This is a genomic window from Pseudacidovorax sp. NFM-22 (assembly GCF_021401245.1).
Classification (GTDB): domain Bacteria; phylum Pseudomonadota; class Gammaproteobacteria; order Burkholderiales; family Burkholderiaceae_C; genus Xenophilus.
The window spans coordinates 132553-156020 of record NZ_JACBFY010000003.1 but is presented as its reverse complement, the minus strand read 5'-3'; the positions used below and the strand labels follow the sequence as shown (position 1 = coordinate 156020).

At 67.4% G+C, this 23468-nt stretch carries 18 protein-coding genes and 3 tRNA genes; 7 read left to right on the top strand and 14 right to left on the bottom strand.

All coding sequences use genetic code 11. The annotated features are described in order from the left end of the window. Window positions 1-2 precede the first annotated feature (2 nt). Together L0984_RS11615 and L0984_RS11610 are read left to right on the top strand one after the other, a co-directional pair. Window positions 3-326: a hypothetical protein gene (locus L0984_RS11615; RefSeq protein ID WP_003149844.1), complete on the top strand. Its 324-nt coding sequence runs from the start codon at window positions 3-5 to the stop codon at window positions 324-326. A gap of 37 nt (window positions 327-363) precedes the next feature. Continuing rightward, window positions 364-1254 carry a LysR family transcriptional regulator gene (locus L0984_RS11610; protein WP_004350675.1) on the top strand — a complete coding sequence of 297 codons (891 nt, stop codon included), beginning with the start codon at window positions 364-366 and terminating at the stop codon, window positions 1252-1254. A 21-nt stretch (window positions 1255-1275) separates the two neighbouring features. Here the strand turns inward: L0984_RS11610 and L0984_RS11605 are convergent, their stop codons facing one another. Next, window positions 1276-1569, bottom strand: a complete 294-nt coding sequence (locus tag L0984_RS11605) for a helix-turn-helix domain-containing protein (protein WP_003149846.1) — start codon at window positions 1567-1569, stop codon at window positions 1276-1278. A 119-nt stretch (window positions 1570-1688) separates the two neighbouring features. Here L0984_RS11605 and L0984_RS11600 point away from each other — a divergent pair, with 119 nt between their 5' ends. Then, window positions 1689-2345 carry a substrate-binding domain-containing protein gene (locus tag L0984_RS11600; RefSeq protein ID WP_003149848.1) on the top strand — a complete coding sequence of 219 codons (657 nt, stop codon included), beginning with the start codon at window positions 1689-1691 and terminating at the stop codon, window positions 2343-2345. A 199-nt stretch (window positions 2346-2544) separates the two neighbouring features. Here the strand turns inward: L0984_RS11600 and L0984_RS11595 are convergent, their stop codons facing one another. The 11 genes from L0984_RS11595 to L0984_RS11545 all read right to left on the bottom strand — a co-directional run bounded on the left by L0984_RS11595 (window position 2545) and on the right by L0984_RS11545 (window position 17691). Next, window positions 2545-4476: a tyrosine-type recombinase/integrase gene (locus L0984_RS11595; protein WP_004350679.1), complete on the bottom strand. Its 1932-nt coding sequence runs from the start codon at window positions 4474-4476 to the stop codon at window positions 2545-2547. Between the two features lie 228 nt (window positions 4477-4704). Continuing rightward, a tRNA-Gly gene (locus L0984_RS11590) sits at window positions 4705-4780 on the bottom strand. A gap of 47 nt (window positions 4781-4827) precedes the next feature. Beyond that, a tRNA-Gly gene (locus tag L0984_RS11585) sits at window positions 4828-4903 on the bottom strand. A 63-nt stretch (window positions 4904-4966) separates the two neighbouring features. Beyond that, window positions 4967-7402, bottom strand: a complete 2436-nt coding sequence (gene lon / locus L0984_RS11580) for an endopeptidase La (RefSeq protein ID WP_234193871.1) — start codon at window positions 7400-7402, stop codon at window positions 4967-4969. Window positions 7403-7413: 11 nt separating this feature from the next. Beyond that, window positions 7414-8682, bottom strand: coding sequence for an ATP-dependent Clp protease ATP-binding subunit ClpX (gene clpX / locus L0984_RS11575; protein ID WP_234193870.1), 1269 nt, complete (start codon window positions 8680-8682; stop codon window positions 7414-7416). 119 nt (window positions 8683-8801) lie between these two features. Further along, window positions 8802-9410, bottom strand: a complete 609-nt coding sequence (gene clpP, locus L0984_RS11570) for an ATP-dependent Clp endopeptidase proteolytic subunit ClpP (RefSeq protein WP_234193869.1) — start codon at window positions 9408-9410, stop codon at window positions 8802-8804. A gap of 150 nt (window positions 9411-9560) precedes the next feature. Then, window positions 9561-10874: a trigger factor gene (gene tig, locus L0984_RS11565; protein ID WP_043112358.1), complete on the bottom strand. Its 1314-nt coding sequence runs from the start codon at window positions 10872-10874 to the stop codon at window positions 9561-9563. Window positions 10875-10903: 29 nt separating this feature from the next. Further along, window positions 10904-10990, bottom strand: a tRNA-Leu gene (locus tag L0984_RS11560). A 209-nt stretch (window positions 10991-11199) separates the two neighbouring features. After that, a complete protein-coding gene (locus tag L0984_RS11555; RefSeq protein WP_234193868.1) occupies window positions 11200-14379 on the bottom strand; it encodes an efflux RND transporter permease subunit in 3180 nt (1059 codons plus the stop codon). Further along, window positions 14379-15578 (bottom strand): efflux RND transporter periplasmic adaptor subunit, encoded by a 1200-nt coding sequence (locus tag L0984_RS11550; RefSeq protein ID WP_234193867.1) that lies wholly within the window; start codon window positions 15576-15578, stop codon window positions 14379-14381. The genes L0984_RS11555 and L0984_RS11550 overlap by 1 nt, the downstream gene beginning before the upstream one ends. A 184-nt stretch (window positions 15579-15762) precedes the next feature. Continuing rightward, on the bottom strand, window positions 15763-17691 hold the full coding sequence (locus L0984_RS11545; protein ID WP_441338948.1) for a potassium transporter Kup: 1929 nt from the start codon (window positions 17689-17691) through the stop codon (window positions 15763-15765). 112 nt (window positions 17692-17803) lie between these two features. Between L0984_RS11545 and hpnC the strand changes: the two genes are divergently transcribed. The 3 genes from hpnC to hpnE all read left to right on the top strand — a co-directional run bounded on the left by hpnC (window position 17804) and on the right by hpnE (window position 20996). Further along, window positions 17804-18697 (top strand): squalene synthase HpnC, encoded by an 894-nt coding sequence (hpnC, locus tag L0984_RS11540; RefSeq protein WP_234193866.1) that lies wholly within the window; start codon window positions 17804-17806, stop codon window positions 18695-18697. A gap of 135 nt (window positions 18698-18832) precedes the next feature. Further along, window positions 18833-19675, top strand: a complete 843-nt coding sequence (gene hpnD / locus L0984_RS11535) for a presqualene diphosphate synthase HpnD (protein ID WP_234193865.1) — start codon at window positions 18833-18835, stop codon at window positions 19673-19675. 70 nt (window positions 19676-19745) lie between these two features. Then, the gene (gene hpnE / locus L0984_RS11530) at window positions 19746-20996 is read left to right on the top strand and encodes a hydroxysqualene dehydroxylase HpnE (protein ID WP_234193864.1); all 1251 of its coding nucleotides are present in this window, start codon (window positions 19746-19748) and stop codon (window positions 20994-20996) included. Here the strand turns inward: hpnE and L0984_RS11525 are convergent. Together L0984_RS11525 and L0984_RS11520 are read right to left on the bottom strand one after the other, a co-directional pair. Then, complete coding sequence (locus L0984_RS11525) at window positions 20990-21457, bottom strand: SH3 domain-containing protein (RefSeq protein ID WP_234193863.1); 468 nt, start codon at window positions 21455-21457, stop codon at window positions 20990-20992. The genes hpnE and L0984_RS11525 overlap by 7 nt on opposite strands. A 140-nt stretch (window positions 21458-21597) precedes the next feature. Continuing rightward, on the bottom strand, window positions 21598-22329 hold the full coding sequence (locus L0984_RS11520; RefSeq protein ID WP_234193862.1) for an HAD-IA family hydrolase: 732 nt from the start codon (window positions 22327-22329) through the stop codon (window positions 21598-21600). Window positions 22330-22344: 15 nt separating this feature from the next. Between L0984_RS11520 and hemH the strand changes: the two genes are divergently transcribed. Then, on the top strand, window positions 22345-23358 hold the full coding sequence (hemH, locus tag L0984_RS11515) for a ferrochelatase (RefSeq protein WP_234193861.1): 1014 nt from the start codon (window positions 22345-22347) through the stop codon (window positions 23356-23358). Window positions 23359-23468: the final 110 nt, after the last annotated feature.

Here is a 23468-nt window from a genome sequence, read left to right as displayed (position 1 = left end):
CCATGACCCAAGACACCCAGCGCCCCACATTGAAAGTGATCCTCCACGCACCGACGGCAGAAGCCTTTGAGCGTGCGCGAAGCAATGCAACCAATCTCAAGCGCGCGGCGCCCGATGCCGATGTGCGCATCGTTGCGAACGCGCAAGCCGTCGCCGCCGCCCTGGACACGGCACCTTCCGACCTCGACGCGCTCACCTGGGTATGCCCGAACACACTTTCGCGGATCGGCAGGGACAACAGAGAGCCGCTCGAAGTACTGGACGGGCCTGCTGTTATCGAGATGGCGCGCATGCAGCAAGCGGGATGGATCTACATACGGGCGTAGCACGCGACTGCCGGTTCGGCATGGGGGGGCTGAGACCATGGAATTACGACATCTGCGCTATTTCATGGCCCTGGCTGAAGAGTTGCATTTCACGCGCGCCGCCGAGCGCCTGCACATCGAACAGCCCCCCTTGTCCCGTGCCATCAAAGAACTGGAGGACGAGCTAGGGGTCGTGCTGTTCGACCGGAACCGCCGTGGAACCGTGCTGACGTCGGCGGGTGTTGTCTTTCTTCAAGATATCCGCAGATTGTTCACCGTGCTCGAACAGGCACGCGAAAACGCCCAGGCCGTGGCAGCAGGTTTGCGAGGCAGTCTGCGCATCGCGATTTCCGACGGGGCAATCGATGCTCGCCTGTCGGCATTTCTGGCCCGGTGCCGCGCGGAGGAGCCGGAGATCGAGATACGGCTGTCCGAGGTTCCGCTGGCCGAGCAGTTGCGCGGCCTGCGGTCCGGGGATTTCATGATCGGATTCGCGCATACGGCCGACGTCGGCGACGACATACGGGCTGAGCCCATCTGGCGAGATCCATTGGTCATTGCCGTGCCGGCACGGCACGCACTGCTCGCCCACAAAAAGGTCCCGCTCCAAGAAGTCGGGATCCATCCACTGGTCTTGTGCGATCCCCATGCGTGCGAGGGCTACTGCCGGGAACTGACACGACTGCTGCAGGTGCTTGAGCACAAGTTGAACGTCGTCGAGGAGGTGTCCTCGCTGGACATGATGCTCACCTTGGTCGGTGCTGGTTACGGTATCGGCTTTCTCGCGGCGAGCAAGATTCCGGTTTGCCAACGCCCGGACGTGGTGATCCGTCCCCTGGCCATCGATTCAGCCGTCATCACGACTTACTTGCTGCGGGCCGACAGCAGTGATTTGTCGGCTTCGCTGGAGCGGTTCATCGTTCGCCTACGTGACTCTGCGAGCGGCTGAAGGCCCCGCTGGCAGACACCCTCAAAGATCGGTTTCGGCACGAAGATTGCGCTCGGTGGCCGCCATCAATTCAGCCGCGCTTATCCCAAGTGCTACTGAAATTTTCAGTATGAGGGGCAGCGTGGGCACGTGCTCTCCACGCTCGATCTTGCCCATGTGCGAGCGCGAAATGCCTGCCCGAGATGCGAACTCGTCTTGCGCGACTCCTTGTGCGACGCGCGCAGCGCGCACGGCCTGTCCGAAAGCTGTCGCCGCTGCGGATTCATACGTTGTTGTGCCAGAAGGACGGCCTGGCTGAATGGTTGATTTCTGCATTAGCAGAAGCGTCAAACAATCTGCCAAAATTAACCACGTTAAAGATAACGGCGTTAAACTTCACTCTTGACCACGATGCAAGTTCACCTACTCGGCCAGAACACTTTTTGGGGGCTCGCATGCATGATGCCACCAGCCAGTTTCCCCATCTCAGGCTTGCGATAGCACCTGGGGTGCCATCCTCATGCTTCTCCTCGCTTCTCGCCCTGCAACGCGCGGAAGAGCCGGAAATCACTATCGCGTTCTTTGAGACATCAAGTGACGACCTGGTGACGGGCATTGATGAAGGTCGTTACGACGCAGGAATGTCGCTTCGGGCCGTAAGCGCTCCGTCTCTGAAAAGCCAACCCTTGTGGATCGAGAACATCGCTGTTGCCATGCCATTGTGGTCCCCCTTGCTCGCCCAGACAAAGCTTACGATCGCCGAACTTTTGGACTACCCCGTGTTTCGCTGGCCGGCAGAAAGCTGCTCACTACTGGATCAGCGGCTGTCATCCCTCCCGTCTTTAAGCCGGCAGAGCGTCCAGCATGTGACCTCGTTCGACATGTTGGCGCTATGGGTCGGCGCTGGCTATGGTGTCGGGATCACCGCGCAATCGCGCATCGAGCGCGCTGATGCATGGGGGATCACCGCCCGGCCGCTGGCCGAGGGGCCCTACGAGGTCGTGACTCATCTGCAGCGCCTCAAAGGACGAACTAACGCGGTTTCTGAGCGGTTCGAGCGCAGAGCGATGCAGGTAGCCAAGGATAGTGCAGTCCAATCGAATACCCGATAGCGCGCCCGCGCTGAGCGTTCCCTGATGTGCAGACGCCAGGCGTCCGGCGATCTGCTGGACATGCATGATCGTCTGCTCGATTTCTCGACGGCGCATACCGGCGCCGTGTCCTTCGCTCCCGCACAGCGTGCTGAGCGAACTCATGCAGGCGGTGCAGATGTAGCGCGGGGGCCGTAAGGCCCCCGCGAGGGCTGTAACCCTATGCGCCGTCCAAGGCGACAGCGCTCTCCATCAGCCGGCGAACACTCTGGCGCACCTCTTCGGAGATAGGCCGCGGCGGTACGACCTCGGGAGCATTCGCATGTGGCTCGCTGCCTGCGATGATCTGTACCACCATGCCCAGATTGCTTGGCGTCACGATGTCGATGGCCGCGCGGTCACCCAGGTCGGGATGTGGCTGGGTCAGCATGCGGTAAAGCTCCCATGAATCCGCCTGGGGGTACTGGCGCATGAGCACCTGGGCCAGCTTGTGTTTGAGCGGCACCAGTTGCCAATCGGGAACTCGCTGCCCCCGGTTGCCCAGGCTGATGGAGAGCAGCTTGCCCGCCTTCAACTCGCGGTTGATCTGGTCCTTGGACTTTCCAGCCAACTTGCCGAACAGGGGCACCGGCAGACTGCTCGGCGATTCGTAGATGGCCAGCATTTCCTCGCGCTCGCGCTGGATGGCCGACACCTCGGGTTCTGGCGCATGAGTCGGGGATGGCGGCACCTGCGACAACCGTTGGAAGGTGATGCCCCCTTCGTTCGGCGTCACGACGATGGGGGTGGCCACCACCGGCGGAACGGGAGGCGCAGAGGAAGCTGCAACGATGGCGTCGGGCTTGTCCTCCTCCGCCATGGCCGGTACGCCCTCGATGTGGATAGTGAGGTGCGCGCTGGCCGCTTCGACTTGGCCCTGTTCGAGCAAGTCGAGGCGGTCGGCCCAGTCCTGCATCATCCGGCGGCGCGGTTCCACGTACTTGGCGTGGTTGTAGGCCGAACTCACCTTGTTTGGGTCGGAATGCGAAAGCTGCGCGTCCACCCAAATCTTGGGATAGCCGATCTCGTTGAGTGCCGTCGAGATGGTTCCACGAATACCGTGGCCGGTCAGTTTGTCCTCGTAGCCCATCCGCTTCAAGGCGGCGTTGAGCGTGTTCTCGCTGATGCGCTTCTTGAGTTCGCTGCGGTGCGTCAGCAGGTGGCGCTGGGCGGGCCGCATCACCCCCAGGAGGTAGCGCACGATCTCGATGGCCTGAAGGGACAGCGGCACGATGTAGGGCGGTACGTCCTGCGGCCGCTTCCCCGCTTTGCGCATCTCGTCCTGAAGCTGCTTGACGATCTGCGGGGGGATGATCCAAAGCCCACGGTCGAGGTCGAACTGATCCGGGGTCGCCAGCCGCAGTTCGCCGGTGCGCACGCCGGTCAAGAACAGCAGGCGGATACCGAGCTGGGTTTGCCAGCCGCGCGGGTTGTAGAGCCTGAGCTTCTGGAGGAACTCGGGAAGCTCGGGCAGGTGCAGGTAGGGGTTATGGGTCACCGCGGGCTTGGGCTCGGCCACTACGTCCAGGTCCGTGGCCGGATTGGCCTCCATGCCCTCGACGATGACGAGCGCATAGCGGAATAGCTGCCCCAGCCAGGTCCGGACCTTTTCGGCAGTGGTGAAGGCCTCGCGCTTCTCGATCCGCGCCAGGACGCCCAGGAGTTGCGGCCTGCGAATGTCATAGATCGACATCTGCTTGAGGCTGGGCAGCACGTCTTTCTCGAAGATCCGCTTGATCTGCGACAGTGTGCTGTTCCGGCCTTCCTTGAGTTCCTTGGCGCGGTGCTCGACCCAAGCATCGAAGACTGCCTTGAATGTGTAGTCCGAGGCCAGCTTGACCGCATGCCGTTTCTGCTTGCGGTCGGTGTGGGGGTTGATGCCTTGGGCCAGGAGCGCCCTGGCTTCGTCGCGCAAGGTGCGGGCTTCGCGCAGGCCGATCTCGGGATAGTTGCCCAGGGATATGCGTTTTTGCTTGCCGAGCCAGTAGTAGCGCAGGTGCCACGATTTGCCGCCGGTGGGGGCGACCACCAGGCCGAGGCCATCGGTATCGGGGATGCTGTAGGTTTTCTTGGCGGCCTTGGCTTGCCGCACGGTCAGATCAGAGAGTGCCATCATCAAACTCCTAAGTCGTGAGACTTAGGCTCAATGCTGCTGGTCATCCCGATCCAACCCCAGCAACAACCCGGAACCGGCACCACCCGCATTCTCTGGCCTCAATTTTGGCCTCAAAAACGCTGGCTGTCGGTGGATTTCCGTGGCTTTGGCTGGAATGAAAAAAGGGGCCGAAGCCCCTAATTTCAATGACTTACAGACGTCAGTGGAAGTCTGTAGATCAAAACTTGGAGCGGGAAAACGGTCTCGAACCGTCGACCTCAACCTTGGCAAGGTTGCGCTCTACCAACTGAGCTATTCCCGCGTCTTGATCGGACGCTGGAAGAAGCCTTGCGGCTTCCTCCTTAAAACTGGAGCGGGAAAACGGTCTCGAACCGTCGACCTCAACCTTGGCAAGGTTGCGCTCTACCAACTGAGCTATTCCCGCAGAACCGAGCCTTAGATTATAGGGCTCTTTTTCGGGCCAACGCAAGCGTTGGCCCGAAATTCTTCAGTGCTTGATCGAACCCTCGGTGCGGGGCTCCCCCGCGCGCTGCTTGGACAGCTCGGCCATGGCGGCAGCGGACGCGGCGACCTCCTCGTCCGACAGCGGCGTGGGCTGCTTTTCGAGCGCCACCTCGAGCACCTTGTCGATCCACTTGACCGGCACGATCTCGAGGCCGTTCTTCACGTTCTCGGGAATGTCCTGCAGGTCCTTGGCGTTCTCCTCGGGGATCAGCACGGTCTTGATGCCGCCACGCAGGGCCGCCAGCAGCTTTTCCTTCAGGCCGCCAATGGCCGTCACTTCCCCGCGCAAAGTGATCTCGCCGGTCATCGCCACGTCGCTGCGCACCGGGATGCCCGTGAGCGCCGAGACCAGCGCCGTCGTCATCGCGATACCGGCGCTCGGGCCGTCCTTGGGCGTCGCGCCGTCGGGCACGTGGATGTGGATGTCCTTCTTCTCGAACAGCTCGTCCTTGATCCCCAGGCGGCGGGCGCGGCTGCGCACCACCGTGCGGGCAGCCTCGACCGACTCCTTCATCACGTCGCCCAACGAACCGGTCCGGGTGATGACGCCCTTGCCGGGCACGGTGGCAACTTCGATGGTCAGCAGGTCGCCGCCCACCTCGGTCCACGCCAAGCCGACCACCTGGCCCACCTGGTTCTGCTGCTCGGCGCGGCCGAAGTTGTACTTGCGCACACCCAGGAAGTCATGGAGGTTCTCGCTGTCGACCGTGACCTTGGGCGTGAGCTTCTTCAGCAGCAGGCCCTTGACCACCTTGCGGCAGATCTTGGAGAGCTCACGCTCCAGCGAACGCACACCGGCCTCGCGGGTGTAGTAGCGCACGATGTCGCGCACCGCGTCTTCCGTCACCAGCAGTTCGTCGTCCTTCACGCCGTTGTTGCCCATCTGTTTGGGCAGCAGGTACTTCAGTGCGATGCTGGTCTTCTCGTCCTCGGTGTAGCCCGACAGGCGGATGACTTCCATCCGGTCCAGCAGCGCCGGCGGGATGTTCATGGAGTTCGACGTCGCGACGAACATCACGTCCGACAGGTCGAAATCGACCTCGACGTAGTGGTCGCCGAAGGTGTGGTTCTGCTCCGGATCGAGCACCTCGAGCAGGGCCGACGACGGGTCGCCACGGAAATCCGTGCCCAGCTTGTCGATCTCGTCCAGCAGGAACAGCGGATTGCGCGTGCCCACCTTGTTCAGGCTCTGCAGCACCTTGCCCGGCAGCGCGCCGATGTAGGTGCGGCGATGGCCGCGGATCTCGGCCTCGTCGCGCATGCCGCCCAGCGCCATGCGGACGTACTTGCGGCCCGTCGCTTTCGCGATGGACTGCCCCAGCGAGGTCTTGCCCACACCGGGCGGGCCCACGAGGCACAGGATCGGCGCCTTGACCTTGTCAACGCGCTGCTGAACCGCGAGGTACTCGAGGATTCGGTCCTTGACCTTCTCGAGGCCATAGTGGTCCTCATTGAGCACCGTCTCGGCGTTCGCCAGATCGTGCTTGATCTTGGTCTTCTTGCTCCAGGGCAGGCCGACCAGCACATCGATGTAGTTGCGCACCACCGTCGCCTCGGCCGACATGGGCGACATGAGCTTGAGCTTCTTGAGCTCGGCGTCCGCCTTCTTGCGGGCGTCCTTGGGCATCTTGGCGGCGATGATCTTCTTTTCGATCTCCTCGATGTCCGCGCCGTCCTCGCCCTCGCCCAGTTCCTTCTGGATGGCCTTGACCTGCTCGTTCAGGTAGAAGTCGCGCTGGTTCTTTTCCATCTGCCGCTTCACGCGGCTGCGGATCTTCTTGTCGACGTTCAGGATGTCGACCTCGCGCTCCAGCTGCGAGAACAGGCTTTCAAGACGCTGTTGCACGTTGGACAGGTCGAGCACGGCCTGCTTGTTGTCCAGCTTGAGCGGCAGGTGGGCCGCAATGGTGTCGGCCAGGCGGCCGGCATCGTCGATGCTGGCGATGGACGTGAGGATCTCGGGCGGGATTTTCTTGTTCAGCTTGACGTACTGGTCGAACTGCTGCATCACCGCGCGGCGCAGCGCCTCGACCTCGGTGCCCGCGGCACCGGCGGCCTCGAGCGGCACCACATTGGCCGAGAAATGCGTCTGGCTGTCTTCGATGCGGGCCACGCGGGCGCGCTGCTGGCCTTCGACCAGCACCTTCACGGTGCCATCGGGCAGCTTCAGCATCTGCAGGATGGTCGAGACGCAACCCACTTCGAACATGTCGTCGACCGAGGGCTCGTCCTTGGCGGCGGCCTTCTGCGCGACCAGCATGATGCGGCGCTCGGCCTCCATGGCAAGCTCGAGCGCCTTGATGCTCTTGGGCCGACCCACGAACAGCGGAATGACCATGTGAGGGAACACCACCACATCGCGCAGCGGAAGCAGCGGCAGATCGATGGGATCGGACGGCAGGGGAATGTGACCGGACATGGTGTTCCTCTTCAGGCCTTCTTGGCCGCCTCGCGATAGACGAGAAGCGGCGCCTTGTTTTCTTCGATGGTCGACTCGTCGACCACCACCTTTTCCACGTTGGACGCCGTGGGAAGATCGAACATGGTGTCGATCAGGGCACCTTCAAGGATGGAGCGCAGGCCGCGCGCACCGGTCTTGCGTGCCAGCGCCTTGCGGGCCACGGCGCGCAGCGCGGCCGGACGCACCTCCAGCTCCACGCCTTCCATCTGCAGCAGCTTGGCGAACTGCTTGACGACGGCGTTGCGCGGCTCGGTCAGGATCTGCACCAGCGCGTCCTCGCTCAGCTCGGCCAGCGAAGCCACCACCGGCAGACGGCCGACCAGCTCCGGAATGAGGCCGAACTTGATCAGGTCCTCGGGCTCCACCTCGCCGAACACCTCGGTCAGGCTGCGCTGCTGCTTGCTGCGCACCAAGGCGCCGAAGCCGATGCCCGACGCCTCGGTACGCGCTTCGATCACCTTCTCCAGGCCGGCGAAGGCGCCGCCGCAGATGAACAGGATGTTGGTCGTGTCGATCTGCAGGAAGTCCTGGTTGGGATGCTTGCGCCCGCCCTGCGGCGGCACGCTGGCCATGGTGCCTTCGATCAGCTTGAGCAGCGCCTGCTGGACGCCCTCGCCCGACACGTCGCGGGTGATGCTCGGGTTGTCGGACTTACGCGAGATCTTGTCGATCTCATCGATGTAGACGATGCCACGCTGGGCACGTTCGACGTCGTAATTGCAGCTCTGCAGCAGCTTCTGGATGATGTTCTCGACGTCCTCGCCCACGTAGCCCGCCTCGGTCAGCGTGGTGGCGTCCGCCATGACGAAAGGCACGTCGAGCTGGCGGGCCAGCGTCTGGGCCAGCAGCGTCTTGCCCGAGCCGGTCGGACCGATGAGCAGGATGTTGCTCTTGGACAGCTCGACGTCCTCGCCCTTGGCCCGTTCCTTGTGCTTGAGGCGCTTGTAGTGGTTGTAGACCGCCACCGCGAGCATGCGCTTGGCAGCCTCCTGGCCGATCACGTAGTTGTCGAGGTTGCCCTTGATCTCGGTCGGCGTCGGCAGATCGCCGCGGCCCTGCTCGCGCGCATCGCCGCCCGCGGGCAGTTCATCGCGGATGATTTCATTGCACAGGTCGATGCACTCGTCGCAGATGAAAACGGAAGGGCCGGCGATCAGCTTCTTGACCTCGTGCTGGCTCTTGCCGCAGAAGGAGCAATAAAGCGTTTTCTCGCTGGAAGAGCCTTTTTTCTCGGCCATGAACGGATGCCCAAAACAGTAATGAACCAATGATAGCGAAAGGAAAAACGGCGTTTTCCGCAGGGAAAAACGCCGTTTTTCCTAGGACGGACACCGGCATTGACGCCGGTGCGCCCGCATCAGCCGCGCCGCGAGATGACCTGGTCGACGATGCCGTAGTCCTTGGCTTCGTCGGCGGTCATGTAGTAGTCACGCTCGGTGTCGTTCTTGATCTTCTCCAGCGGCTGACCCGTGCGCTCGGCCAGGATGCGGTTCATCTGGTCCTTGGTACGCAGGATGTCCCGTGCCTGGATCTCGATGTCCGTGGCCTGGCCGCGGGCACCGCCCAGCACCTGGTGGATCATGACCTTGGAGTTGGGCAGCGAATAACGCTTGCCCGGCGCACCCGCCGCCAGCAGGAAGGCACCCATGCTGGCCGCGAAGCCCAGGCACATGGTCGACACGTCAGGCTTGATGAACTGCATGGTGTCGAAGATCGACATGCCGGCCGTCACGCTGCCACCCGGCGAGTTGATGTACAGCGAGATGTCCTTGTCGGGGTTCTCGCTTTCCAGGAACAGCAGCTGCGCGACCACCAGATTGGCGGTCTGGTCGTTGACCTCGCCCACCAGGAACACGACGCGCTCCTTGAGCAGGCGCGAGTAGATGTCGAAGGACCGCTCGCCACGGCCCGACTGCTCGATGACCATCGGGATCAGGCCGAGGGCTTGGGTTTCCTGTGCACTCATTGGGTTTCTCCGCAAAAGATGGCGCAACTGTACTGCGCCGCATGCCGGGTTTCAGGCGACGGACATTGCCGCCCGCGAAGCCGGTGCTGGAAAGCAAATGGGGCCTGTGCCGCACGGCACAAGCCCCACGAAGGAACGATCAGAAGGCAATCAACCTTGCTGCTGCATCAGCTCGTCGAAGCCGACGGCCTTGTCGCTGACCTTGGCCTTGCCCAGGACGAACTCGGTCACGTTGTTCTCGATGACCACGGCCTCGACCTCGGCCAGGCGGCGGTTGTCGCCGTAGTACCAGCGCACCACGTCGGCCGGCTTCTCGTAGCTGGAGGCCAGCTCTTCGATGTGGGCCTTGATCTGCTCGGGCTTGGCTTCGAGGCTGTTGGCACGCACCAGCTCAGCCACCACCAGGCCCAGGCGCACGCGGCGCTCGGCCTGCGGACGGAACACGTCGGCGGGGATCGGGGCCTTGTCGGCATCCTTGATGCCGCGCTGCTTGAGCTCGGCGCGGGCACCTTCGACCATGCGGTCGATCTCGGACTGGACCACCGACTTGGGCAGGTCCAGCTCGGACTTGGCCAGCAGCGCGTCCATCACGGCCGTCTTGTTGCGCGCCAGCAGGCGGAACTTGACTTCGCGCTCGAGGTTCTTGCGGATGTCGTCACGCAGCGCCTCGACCGTGCCTTCGCCGATGCCCAGGGACTTGGTGAAAGCCTCGTCGATCTCGGGCAGGTTGGCGGCCTCGATCTTCTTGACGGTGACCATGAAGTCGGCCTGCTTGCCCGCCACGTCCTTGCCGTGGTAGTCGGCAGGGAAGGCCAGCGGGAAGGTGCGGCTGTCGCCGACCTTCATGCCGCGCACGGCGTCCTCGAACTCCTTGAGCATCTGGCCTTCGCCGACGATGAACTGGAAGTCCTCGGCCTTGCCGCCCTGGAAGGGCTCGCCGTCGATCTTGCCTTCGAAGTCGACCGTCACGCGGTCGCCGTCGGCCGCGGCGCTGTCCTGCGAGCGCAGGCCGAAGGTGCGGCGCTGCTTGCGCAGGATGTCGACGGTGCGGTCGATGGCCTCGTCGGTCACTTCGGTCGAGACGCGCTCGACCTCGGCTTCGGCCAGGTCGCCGATCTTGACTTCGGGGTAGACCTCGAAGACGGCGTCGAAGGCCACCTGGCCTTCAGGGGCGCCTTCCTTCTCGGTGATGGTGGGCTGGCCGGCGACGCGCAGCTTGGCCTCGTTGGCGGCCTGCGAGAAGGCCTGGCCGACCTTGTCGTTCATCACCTCGTACTGCACCGAGTAGCCGTAGCGCTGGGCCACGACGCTCATGGGCACCTTGCCCGGACGGAAGCCGTCCATCTTGACGGTGCGGGCCAGCCGCTTGAGCCGCGAATCGACTTCCGCCTGGATCGTCTCCACGGGGAGCGTCAGGGTGATCTTGCGCTCGAGCTTCTCGAGGGTTTCAACGTTCACGGTCATGGTGTGAATCTCTTCCAAATGAAGGATGCTGGTGCGCGGGGGGGGACTCGAACCCCCACACCATTGCTGGCGTCAGGACCTAAACCTGGTGCGTCTACCAATTTCGCCACCCGCGCAGCTCCGGACTTTTCAGCCGATGGTGGATGATGAACAAGGCGGCCGCGCCGCGAAGGCAGGGCCGCCCTGACAACAAACTAGAGGCATGGAGCACCGCCTTGGGTGCTCCGACGGCCGCGGGGATCACCCGCCACGCACCGCCTGCCTGAAATTGGTCAATCGCGCATTCTAATCGGGTTCGAATGCGCTTTCTGCCTTGCCCAAGTCCCTAATGCGCAGCCGCAGGAGCGGCCGGTGTGTCCGGTTCCGACGGCGCCAAGGCGTCGTCGTGGCCGATGCGGAACCAGGCCGCATACATGGCCGGCAGCGCCAGCAGCGTCAGCGCCGTGGCCACGATTAGCCCACCCATGATGGCGACCGCCATCGGTCCCCAGAACACACTGCGGGACAGCGGGATCATCGCCAGCACGGCTGCCGCCGCCGTCAGCACGATCGGTCGCAACCGCCGCACCGCCGATTCGACGATGGCCCGCCGCGCCGGCACGCCGGCCGCGCGGTCCAGCTCGATCTGGTCGATCAGGATCACCGAGTTGCGCTGGATCATCCCCATCAGTGCGATGACGCCCAGCATGGCGACGAAGCCGAAAGGCCGGTCCAGCAGCAGCAGCGCCGCGGCCACGCCGGCGATGCCCATCGGGCCGGTCAGGAAGACCAGCAGCGCCCGGCTGAAGCTGTGCAGTTGCAGCATCAGCAGCGTGAAGACGGCGAACAGCATGATCGGGATGCCGGCCATGATCGAGGCAGAGCCCTTGCTGCTCTCCTCCACCGCACCGGCCGCCTCGATGCGCACCGGCGGCTCGCCACGCTCCTTCCACTTCGCCTCTAGCGCGCGCAGCCTGGGCATCAGCTGCTGCGACACGGTCGCGCCCTGCATGCCATCCACCACGTCACCCTGCACGGTGACGGCATAGGCGCGGTTCCAGCGCCAGATCACGCCCGGCTCCCAGGCGAAATGCGGCTGGGCGATCTGCAGCAGCGGGATCGAGCGGCCAGCGGCAGTCGTCACGTACGCATCCGTTAGGTCCGAGATCGCATCGCGCTCCTCGCGGGCCTGGCGCAGCACGATGTCGATCAGCTTGTCCTGCTCGCGGTACTGGCCGATGGGATTGCCGGTGTAGATGCCGCGCGAGGCCTGGGCGATGGACTGGCTGGTCACGCCCAGCGCGCGCGCCTTGGCCTGGTCGACGTCCATGCGGATGGACTTGATCGACTCGTTCCAGTTGTCGTTGACGCCCACCATCGACGGATTGCTGCGGACCTCGGCCTTGACCTCGTCGGCCAGGCGCCGCAGCGTGGCCGGATCGTCGCCCACCACCCGGAACTGCACCGGATACGGCACCGGAGGCCCGCTGGCCAGCAGCTTGACGCGGCCCCGCACCTCCGGAAACTCCTGCGCCAGCAACGTCGGCAGCTGGCGGCGCACGGCGTCGCGGGCCTTCAAGTCCTTGGTCAGCACGATGAACTGCGAAACGTTGCTCTGCGGAAAGGTCTGGTCCAGCGGCAGGTAGAAGCGCGGCGCGCCCGAGCCGATCCACGTGGCCACGCTCTGCACGCCGTCCTGCGCCATCAGGCGCCGCTCCAGGCGCTTCGTGACGGCCTCGTTGGCCTCGAAGCTCGTGCCCTCGGGAAACCAGGTGTCGACCATGATCTCCGGCCGGTTCGAATCCGGAAAGAACTGCTGCTGCACCCGCGTCATGCCCAGGATGCCCAGCGCCAACACGGCCAGGGTGACGACGATGGTGATCCAGCGATGGGTCACGCACCAGTCCACCGCGCCGCGGAAGCGGTTGTAGAACGGGGTATCGAACAGCTCGTGCGGCGGGGCATCAGGGTCGTGCGGCTTGACCTTGAGCAGCAGCGTGCCGAGGTAGGGCACGAAGTACACCGACACGATCCACGACAGCAGCAGCGCGATGACCGTCACCGCGAAGATGGCGAAGGTGTATTCGCCCGTCGTCGACTTGGCGATGCCGATGGGCAGGAAGCCCGCCGCCGTGATCAGCGTGCCTGTGAGCATGGGCATGGCCGTCACGTCGTAGGCGAAGGTGGCGGCGCGGCGCTTGTCGTAGCCCTCCTCCATCTTCCGCACCATCATCTCGACCGCGATGATGGCGTCGTCCACCAGAAGGCCCAGGGCGATGATCAGCGAGCCCAGCGAGATCTTGTGCAGCCCGATGCCGAAGTAATTCATGGCCAGGAAGGTGACCGACAGCACCAGCGGAATGGTGATGCCCACCACCAGCCCGGGCCGCCAGTCGATGTGCCAGCCGAAGCGTCCGCCCTTGTGCAGTCCCAGCGCGATGAAGCTCACGCCCAGCACGATGACCACCGCCTCGATCAGCACCTTGACGAACTCGTTGACCGAGGTGGCCACCGTCGCCGGCTGGTCCTGCACCTGGTCGAGCCGCATGCCGGCGGGCAGCTGGGTGTTGACCTGGGCGACCGTCTCCTGCAGCGCCTTGCCCAGCGCGATGATGTCGCCGCCCTTCATCATCGAGATGCCCAGCCCGATCACCGGATCGCCCTGGTAGTGCACCTTGACGCTGGGCGGATCGACATAGCCGCGCTCGACCCGCGCGATGTCGCCCAGGCGCAGCTGGTTGCCCGAGCTGCCGCGGATGGGCATGGCGCGCAGCTGGTCGAGGTCGGTGAACTGGCCGCCGACGCGCACCTGCAGCACGTCCTGCGGCGATCGGATGGTGCCGGCGCTCTCCACCGCGTTCTGGGCGCCGAGCTGCTGCAGCACGGCATTGAGGTCCAGACCCATCTGGGCCAGCCGCTTCTGCGAGACCTCGACGAAGACCTTCTCGTCCTGCACGCCGAACTGCTCGACCTTGGCCACGTCCTTCACGCGCAGCAGGCGCAGGCGCAGGTCGTCGGCCACGGTCTTGAGCTCGGCCGGGCTGAAGCCCTGGCCCCGCAGCGCGTAGATCACGCCGTACACGTCGCCGAAGTCGTCGTTGAAGAACGGCCCCTGGATGTTGCCGGGCAGCGTGTAGCGCATGTCGCCGATCTTCTTGCGCACCGTGTACCAGACCTGCGGCACCTCCGATGGGCGGGCCGCGTCCTTCAGCTCGAAGACGACCTGCGACTCGCCGGGCTTGGAGTAGCTGCGGATCTTGTCGGCATAGGGCACCTCCTGCAGCGTGCGCTCGATCTTGTCGGTGACCTGCTCGGCCACCTGCTGCGCGGTGGCGCCGGGCCAGTAGGTGCGCACCACCATGGCGCGGAAGGTGAAGGGCGGGTCCTCGTCCTGCCCCAGCTGGAAGTAGGCCGCGAAGCCCAGCACCATCAGCACCACCATCAGGTAGCGCGTGAGCGGCGCATGGTCGAGCGCCCAGGCGGAGAGGTTGAAGCCTGAAGGCTTCTCGAACGGCGCGGCGGACATCAGCGGGCCCCGCTGGCGGCCGGGGCCGGTGAAGCGGCCGGGGCCGCGGCTGCCGCAGGCGCGCTGGCGGCGCCGGGGTCCTGTGCCGCATAGCGGTCCCGGTAGACCGTCACCTTCTGCCCCGGCGCGAGCACGTGCACCCCGGCTGTGACCACCTGCATGCCGGGCGCCAGGCCCTTGGCGATCACCGCCTCGTTGCCGTCAGCCGTGGCGATCTCCACCGCCTGCGACTTCACCGTCATGCTGGCCGGATCCAGCACCCACACGGCCGAGCCCTGCCCGTCCTGGCGCAACGCGCCGGTCGGCAGCTTGATGACCGGCGTGCCGGCCAGCGACAGCGCGCGTGGCTTGGCATAGACGGTGGCGCCCAGCGCCGGTGCCTGCGCGGCGTCGACCGCCACCTTCACGGTGTAGGTGCGGGTGACGGGGTCGGCGCTGGCGGCCACCTCGCGCACGCGGCCTTCGAGCGCCTCGGTGCCGGCCGACCAGCCGCGCACCGCCACGGCGGAACCGATGCGCACCTGCGGCGCACGGTCCTCCGGCACGGCGAAGACGATATCGCGCGGGCCGTCCAGCGCCACGCGCACCACCGGCGTGCCGGCCGCCACCACCTGGCCCGGCTCGGCATCGACCGAGGTCACGACGCCCGGCGCATCGGCCGTCAGCACGGCATAGCCAGCCTGGTTGCCCTGCGCGCTCAGTTGCGCCCGCGACTGGTCGAACTGCGCCTGGGCGGACTTGAAGCTGGCCTCGCGCCGTTCCATCTCGGCGGCGCTGATGAAGTTCCTGGCCCGCAGTTCGCGGTAGCGGGCCAGGTCGGCCTCGGCCAGGTCGCGCTGCGTGCGCGCCGCGCTGGCCTGGGCCTGGGCCGCCTCGACCGAGAGGCGCAGGTCGCGCGGATCCAGCTCCGCCAGCACCTGGCCCGCCTTCACCCGCTGGCCCAGCTCGGCCTGCCGCCGCAGCACCTTGCCGCCGACGCGGAAGCCCAGGCGCGATTCGACCTGCGCACGCACCTCGCCGGCGAATTCGGGCTCGCTCGCAAAGGGGGTGACCGCCACCGTCATCAGCTTGACGGCGCGCACGGGTTCCTCCTGGGCCGGCTGGCGCGAGCAGCCCGAAAGGAGGGCCGCAAAGGCGCCGAGCGCGAGGAATCCCGGCACGAGGCCCCGCGGAGCCCGGTTGGTAGTCGTATGAGGCATGGCCTGGCGCCGGCCGTGAGCGGGCGGCGGAACAAGGGGTTGAGGCACCGGCCACAATTAATGACCGACGAGTCAGCAATCTTCGGGGAAGGGCCTTCGGGCTGTCAATCGCCCAGACGCAACGCGCAGCGGGCAGCAGGCCGCGCGGGCGGCCGCCAGTCGAGCGGAGGGGAAAGGAAAGGCGCTAGAGACGCTGACCCATTTCCACCAGCCGGTTCTCCGGCAGATGGAAATAGTCCGAGGCGCGGCCGGCGTTGCGCTGCAGCCAGCTGAACAGCGCCTGCCGCATGCCGCTGAACGCCGGCAGCCGCCGCCGGCCCAGCGAGGCGCGGGAGATGAAATACGAGGTGGCCATCGACTCCACCGCCAGCCCCTTCTGGTAGGCCAGCATGCGCACGAACTCCGGAACGTTCGGCGGCTCCATGAAGCCGTAGCGCACCTTCACCGCCCAGATGCCGTGGCCCAGGTTCTGGGCCTCGATGCGCTCGCGCGCCGGCACGCGCGGCGTCTCGCAAGCCAGCATCTGCATCACGAAGACCTGCTCGTGCAACACCTGGTTGTGGTGCAGGTTGTGCAGCAGGGCATGGGGCACCGACAGCGCATCGGCGGTGAGGAAGACGGCCGTGCCGCGCGCGCGGAAGGGCATCTCCAGCACCAGCGAGTCGACGAAATCCGGCAGCGGAATCAGTTCGGCCACCAGTTCGGCGCGCGTCAGCCGCACGCCCTTGGCCCAGGTGCTGAACAGCACCATCGCCACCACCGCCACGGCCAGCGTCAGCCAGCCGCCGTCGGCCACCTTGAGCGTGTTGGCCACGACGAAGGCCAGGTCCACGCCCACGAAGACGATCACGCCCAGCAGCACCGCCACGCGGTTCCAGTGCCACAGCCGCCAGGCCACCAGCCCGGCCAGCAGCGTGGTGGTGACCATGGTGATCGACACCGCGATGCCGTAGGCGGCCGACAGCGCGCTCGAACTGCGGAAGCCCAGCACCAGCAACAGCACGCCCACCATCAGCAACCAGTTGATCACCGGCACGTAGACCTGCCCGATGGATTCGCCGGAGGTCTGCACGACGCGCATGCGCGGCAGGTAACCCAGCCGCATCGCCTGCGCCGTCAGCGAGAAAGCGCCGGAGATCACCGCCTGCGAGGCGATCACGGTGGCCATGGCGGCCAGGCCCACGACCGGCAGCAGCGCCCAGGACGGGAAGAGCCGGAAGAAGGGGTTGTCCACCGCCTGGGGATCGGCCAGCACCAGCGCGCCCTGGCCGAAGTAGTTGAGCACCAGGGCCGGCAGCGCGATCAGCAGCCAGGCAAGCCGGATCGGCCGCGCGCCGAAGTGGCCCATGTCGGCATACAGCGCCTCGCCGCCGGTGAAGGCCAGGAACACCGCCCCCAGCACGGCCAGCGACTGGGACCGGTGCTCGACCAGGAAGCGCACCGCATGGCGCGGGTCCAGCGCCTCCAGCACGGCGGGCTGCTCGATCACCTGCATCGCCCCGCTGACGCCGAGTGTGCCGAACCACAGCAGCATCACCGGCCCGAACACCTTGCCCACCGCCCCGGTGCCGCGCCGCTGCACCATGAACAGCAGCACCAGGATCACCAGCGTGAGCGGGATCACCCAGCGCTGCAGCGCGGGCGCCTGCACTTCCAGGCCCTCCACCGCGGACAGCACCGAGATGGCCGGCGTGATCAGACTGTCGCCATAGAACATGGCGGCGCCCAGCAAGCCCAGGCCGATGGTGGCCGTCACCATGGCGGGATGCGTGCGCCCCCGCCGGTCGGGCGAGCCGGCCGCATGGCGGGCCAGGGCCTGCAGCGCCAGGATGCCGCCTTCGCCGTCGTGGTCCGCCCGCAGCACGAAGACCACGTACTTGAGCGTCACCACCACCATCAGGCCCCAGAAGATCAGCGACAGAAGGCCCAGCACGGCCCCCGTGGTGAAGGCCACGCCGTGCTCCGAGTTCAGCGTCTCCTTGAAGGCATAGAGGGGGGAGGTGCCGATGTCGCCGAACACCACGCCGAGCGCCGCCACCATGAGCGCCGGGCCGGCGGGATGGGCGGAAGCGGAGGCGCCCTGGGGCACGGGAACGGCGGGAGCGGAAGCCATGGGGCGTGAGGGAAGTCGGGCTGGGGGGCAGCATAGCGCTGCGCCGGGTCGGACCGAGGTGGGAAGTCGGCGCGCGGTCAGGAAAGCCACAGGTGCCGCGCACAATGCCCGGATGCCTCCCGCCCCCGCCTCGCCGATGCCTGCCCAGGCCGCGGCGCCCGACCATTACGAGAACTTCCCCGTCGCCTCATGGCTGTGTCCGCCGCGGCTGCGGCCGCCCATTGCCGCCATCTACCACTTCGCCCGCACCGCCGACGACATCGCGGACGAGGGCGATGCCACGCCGACGCAGCGGCTCGCCGAGCTGAGCGCCTATCACGCGGACCTGGACGCCGTCTTCGCGACTGCGACCCCCTCGGCACGCTGGCCCCAGGTCTTCGGGCCGCTGGCCCACGAAGTGCGCCGCTTCGCCCTGCCCCATCGGCTGCTGGCCGACCTGCTCGACGCCTTCGCCCAGGACATCGCCTTCACCCGCGACGGCCGCGCCTATGCCGACCGCGACGAGTTGCTGGACTACTGCCGCCGCTCCGCCGACCCGGTGGGCCGGCTGCTGCTGCACCTGTACGGCGTGCACGACGCCCAGGCCCTGCGGCAGAACGACGCCATCTGCAGCGCCCTGCAGCTCGTCAACTTCTGGCAGGACCTGGGCGTGGACCTGCCGCGCGGCCGCCTGTACCTGCCGCTCGCGGACTGCGCCGCGCATGGGCTGCAGCGCACCGACTTCGCCCGCTTCGCGCCGCTGGACGGTGCCGAGCCGCCGCCCCCGGCCCTGGCGCTGGTCGCCGACGAGGTGCGCTGGACGCGCGCGCTGATGCACGAAGGCGCGCCGCTGGTCCACCGCCTGCCCGGGCGCATCGGCTGGGAGCTGCGGCTGGTGGTGCAGGGCGGACTGGCCATCCTCGACAAGATCGAGGCCCAGGGCTTCGACAGCTTCCGCCGGCGGCCCACGGTCGGCAAGGCGGATGCACCGAGGCTGCTGTGGCGCGCGCTGCGCATGCGGGCCTGAGCCCCGGCAGGCGCGCCACGCGCAACGGCCGCCGAGGCGGCCGATCCGCCGCGCCGCACAGCCGGCGGCATCGTCATGGCGATCCCCGACAATCGCCGGCCCAATGACCCGCCCCCTCCGAGCCGCCTGCGCCCAATGAGCACCCCCGAGCAATACGTCCAGGACAAGGCCGCCGCCTCGGGCAGCAGCTTCTATTACGCCTTCCTCTTCCTGCCACCGGAGCGCCGCGCGGCCATCACCGCCTTCTATGCCTTCTGCCGCGAGGTGGATGATGTGGTCGACGAGGTGACCGACCCTGGCGTGGCCGCCACCAAGCTGGCCTGGTGGCGCACAGAGGTGGCCCAGGCCTTCGCCGGCGAGCCGCGCCATCCCGCCATGAAGGCGCTGATGCCGCATGCCGCCGCCTTCGGCATCGAGGCGGTGCAGCTGCAGCAGGTGATCGAAGGCTGCGAGATGGACCTGCAGCAGACGCGCTATCTCGACTTCCCCGGCCTGGCGCGCTACTGCCACCTGGTGGCCGGCGTGGTGGGCGAGGTGGCGGCGCGCATCTTCGGCCAGTCCGACCCCGCCACCACCGCCTACGCCCACAAGCTGGGGCTGGCGCTGCAGCTGACCAACATCATCCGCGACGTGGGCGAGGACGCGCGGCGCGGCCGCATCTACCTGCCGGTCAACGAGCTGCAGCAGTTCGACGTCAAGGCGCACGAGGTGCTGGGCCGCGTGCATTCCGAGCGCTTCGTGGCGCTGATGCGCTTCCAGGCCCAACGCGCGCATGCCGCCTACGACGAGGCCCTGGCGTTGCTGCCGGCCGCCGACCGCCGCAGCCAGAAGCCCGGGCTGATGATGGCCAGCATCTACCGCACGCTGCTGCGCGAGATCGAGTCGGAGGATTTCAAGGTGCTGGACCAGCGCATCGGCCTGACGCCGCTGCGCAAGCTGTGGCTGGCGTGGAAGGTGCAGGCGCTGGGCCGGCTGTGAAGGCCGCCCTGCGCTCACCGCACGGCCTGGCGCCAGGCGCTGGTGTGCCTGTGCCGCTGCGCGGGCCCGCATGAAGCTCGCCGTCATCGGCGCCGGCTGGGCCGGCCTGGCCTGCGCCGTGGCCGCCACGCGGGCCGGCGCCCGCGTCACCGTCTTCGAAAGCGCCCGCCAGCCCGGCGGCCGCGCGCGCCGCGTCGAAGCCGACGGTCTGGTGCTGGACAACGGCCAGCACATCCTGATCGGCGCCTACACCGCCACGCTGGGCCTGATGCACGAGCTGGGCATCGCGCCCGAGGCCGTGCTGCAGCGCCAGCCGCTCGACCTGCGCCATGCCGACGGTCGCGGGCTGCGCGTGCCCGCGGGCCTGCCGCCACCGCTGGACCTGGCCGTCGCCATCGCCACAGCGCGCGGATGGACCTGGCGCGACAAGCTGTCGCTGCTGCGCACCGCCGGGCGCTGGCGCCGGGCCGGCTTCGCCTGCGATCCCGCCGCCACCGTCGCCGACCTGTGCCGGGACCTTGCGCCGGCCGTGCAACAGCTGCTGATCGAGCCGCTGTGCGTGTCCGCGCTCAACACGCCCATGCAGGAAGCCAGCGGCGCGGTCTTCCTGCGCGTGCTGCGCGACGCCCTCTTCGGCGAGCCCGGCGGCGCCGACCTGCTGTTGCCGCGCGTCGACCTGGGCGCCCTGCTGCCCGACGCCGCGGCCGCCTGGCTGGGCGCGCGCGACGCAACGATCCGCCTGGGCAGCCGCGTGGATGAGCTCGTGCGCGATGGCGAGGGATGGCGCATCGACGGCCAAGCCTTCGATCGCGTCGTGCTGGCGACCTCCGCCTGGGAAGGCGCCCGGCTGGCCGCGCACCTCGCGCCCGACTGGGCAGCCACGGCACGGGCGATGGACCATGTGCCCACCGGCACGGTCTATGTGCGCCATGCACCCGGGCTCGCGGACGGGCCGCCGCTGCGCGCCCTGCATGCCGACGCCGATCGGCCGGCCCAGTTCGTCTTCGACCTGCAGCGCCTGCGCGGCCAGCCGGGCCTGGCCGCCTTCGTCTGCAGCGCCTGCAGTGCCGGGCGGGAGGCGCTCACCGCGCAGGTCCTGACCCAGGCGGCCGCGCAACTCGGTTGGCAGGAGCTCGACCCCGTGCTCACGGTGGTGGAGAAGCGCGCCACCTTCGCCTGCCGACCGGGCCTGGTCCGGCCCGCGATGGCCTTGGCGCCGGGCCTGCTGGCCTGCGGCGACCACATCGAAGGCCCCTACCCCGCCACGCTCGAAGGCGCGGTGCGCAGCGGGCTGGCTGCTGCCGCGGCAGCGCTTCAGTAGCCCCAGGTCAGCTTCTTCGACACCCAGCCCACGCGGCCGTGGCTGCTGCGCACCTTGAGCCAGTCGCCACGGCTGCCCATCACGCGCAGCACCTCGCCGTACTCGGCCACGGCCAGGATGCGCGCCTTGAGGCTGGCGCTGGCGCGGATGTTGAGCCGGGCGGCGGTCGACACCACGTGCCGCTGCCGGTTGGTGACCGAACGGGCCACCCAGCTGCGGTCGCCCTCGAAGTCGCGCACCTGCAGCCAGCCGCCCTGGCGGCGCAGCACTTCGAGCGGATAGCCGCGGTCCACGCTCCAGCGCGCCTCGTGCTTCGTGCCGGGGCCGGCACGCAGCATGGTCCCGTCGCGCGCGGCGCTGACCATTTCCCGGGCCCAGGCCGTCGACACGGTGGCCAGCATCAGCAGCAGCATCAGCACGAGAGACGGGGTCGAGCGGCGCAGGGAGCGGGTGAACATCATCGGAATCGGTCCTTTGTCGAAAGAGGAGTGGAAAAGGGAAAAAAAGCGGCCGCGTCCCAGCGCGGCCGCCAGTGGGTGCGCCTGCCCGGCGCAAAGGTTCCCGAAAAATCCGAGGGATTCCCCGGGGTGCCGCCCGCGGCTCAGCGCAGGTCGGCCGAGGCGCCGAGCGCCACGCACAGCGCGCGCAGGTCGGGCACGATCAATTGCGGACGGGCGCCTTCAGCCCACGGACGCTCGTCGCGCACCAGCCATGCGGCCTGCATGCCGGCGTTCAGGGCGCCGGTCACGTCCAGCGCCGCATCGTCGCCCACATGCAGCACCTGCTCCGGCGACACGTCCACCGACGCGGCCGCGGCATGGAAGATAGCCGCATGCGGCTTGGCGGTGCCGAAGCGGTATGCGCTGAAGCCGCCGCGGAACCAGCGGTCCACGCCGGTGAGCGCCAGGTCCGCATTGCCGTTGGAGACCGCCACCAGCGGATAGCGTGCGGCCAGCCAGTCGAGCGCCGGGGCCGCGTCCTCGTACAGCACCACGCGCTGGCGCTCGGCATAGAAGACCTCGAAGGCGGGCTCGGCCAGGGCCGGGTCCTCGCCGGCGCGGCGCAGGGCCAGGCGGATCGATTCGCGCCGCAGGGCGGCCAGGTCGTGCGCGAGGTCGGAGCGCTCTTTCTCGGTGGCGATGCGCAGGGCGCGCAGTTCGGCTGGCGAGGCCACCAGTTCGGCCGTGCGTGGCGCATGCTGCTGCAGCCATTGATGCAGCACGCCTTCGGCGCGCTCGATGGTCGGCCACACGGGCCACAGGGTGTCATCCAGGTCCAGGGTGATGGCGGCGATGCGCGGCAAGTCCAGGCCGGCCGTGAATGTCTCGGGCATGCACCAGAATACCGCATGCCGTCTTCGTCCCCTTCCGCTGGCGCGGCCGTCCTCTGGTGCAACCTGGGCTCGCCGGCCGCCCCCACCGCCGCCGCCGTGCGACCCTACCTGGCCCAGTTCCTGGGCGATCCGCGCGTGGTCGAGATTCCGCGCGCCGCCTGGCTGCCGATCCTGCACGGCATCATCCTGCGCGTGCGGCCCGCCAAGTCCGCGGCCAAGTACGCCACCGTCTGGACGCCGCAGGGCTCGCCGCTGGCGGTGCACACCGAGGCGCAGTCACGGCTGCTCGGCGAAGGCCTCGCGCAGGCGGGACACGGGCAGGTGCAGGTGCTGCACGCGATGCGCTATGGCGAACCTTCGGTCGAGACGCGGCTGCAGCAACTGGCGGACGCCGGCATCCACCGCGTGCTGGTGCTGCAGGCCTATCCCCAGTACTCGGGCACCACCACGGCCAGCATGGTCGACGCCGTCAACGCCTGGTGCGGCCGGGCCCGGCGCGTGCCCGAGCTGCGCTTCGTGGCCGACTACCACGACGACCCGGCCTACATCGACGCCCTGGCCCGCAGCGTGGAGCGCCACTGGCAGGCCCACGGACGCGGTGCCATGCTGGTCATGAGCTTCCACGGCATCCCGGCGCGCAACATCAAGCTGGGCGACCCTTACGAGCAGCAATGCCTGCGCACGGCCGAGTTGCTGGCTGCACGGCTGGGCCTGCCCGCCGACGCCTGGCGCGCCACCTTCCAGTCGCGCTTCGGCGCCGCCGCATGGCTGCAGCCCTATACCGAGCCCACCTTGCGCGAGCTGGCCAAGCAGGGCCTGAAGCGCGTGGACGTGATGTGCCCGGGCTTTCCGGCCGACTGCCTGGAGACGCTGGAAGAGATCGCCATGGAGGCCCGCGAGGCCTTCCTCGAATCGGGCGGGGAGGCCTTCCACTACATCCCCTGCCTGAACGAGGACGCGGACTGGATGGCCGCGCTGACGCAGCTGGCCGAGCGGCATCTGCAGGGGTGGCCGACCCGGGCAGGCTGAAGGCCAGAAGGACCGTACGGGTCCTGCGACATGTCCTGGCGGCAAGCGGTCCGTCATGTGCCGCTTTAAGCCCCTCTCCCCTCGCGGGAGAGGGGTTGGGGAGAGGGGGT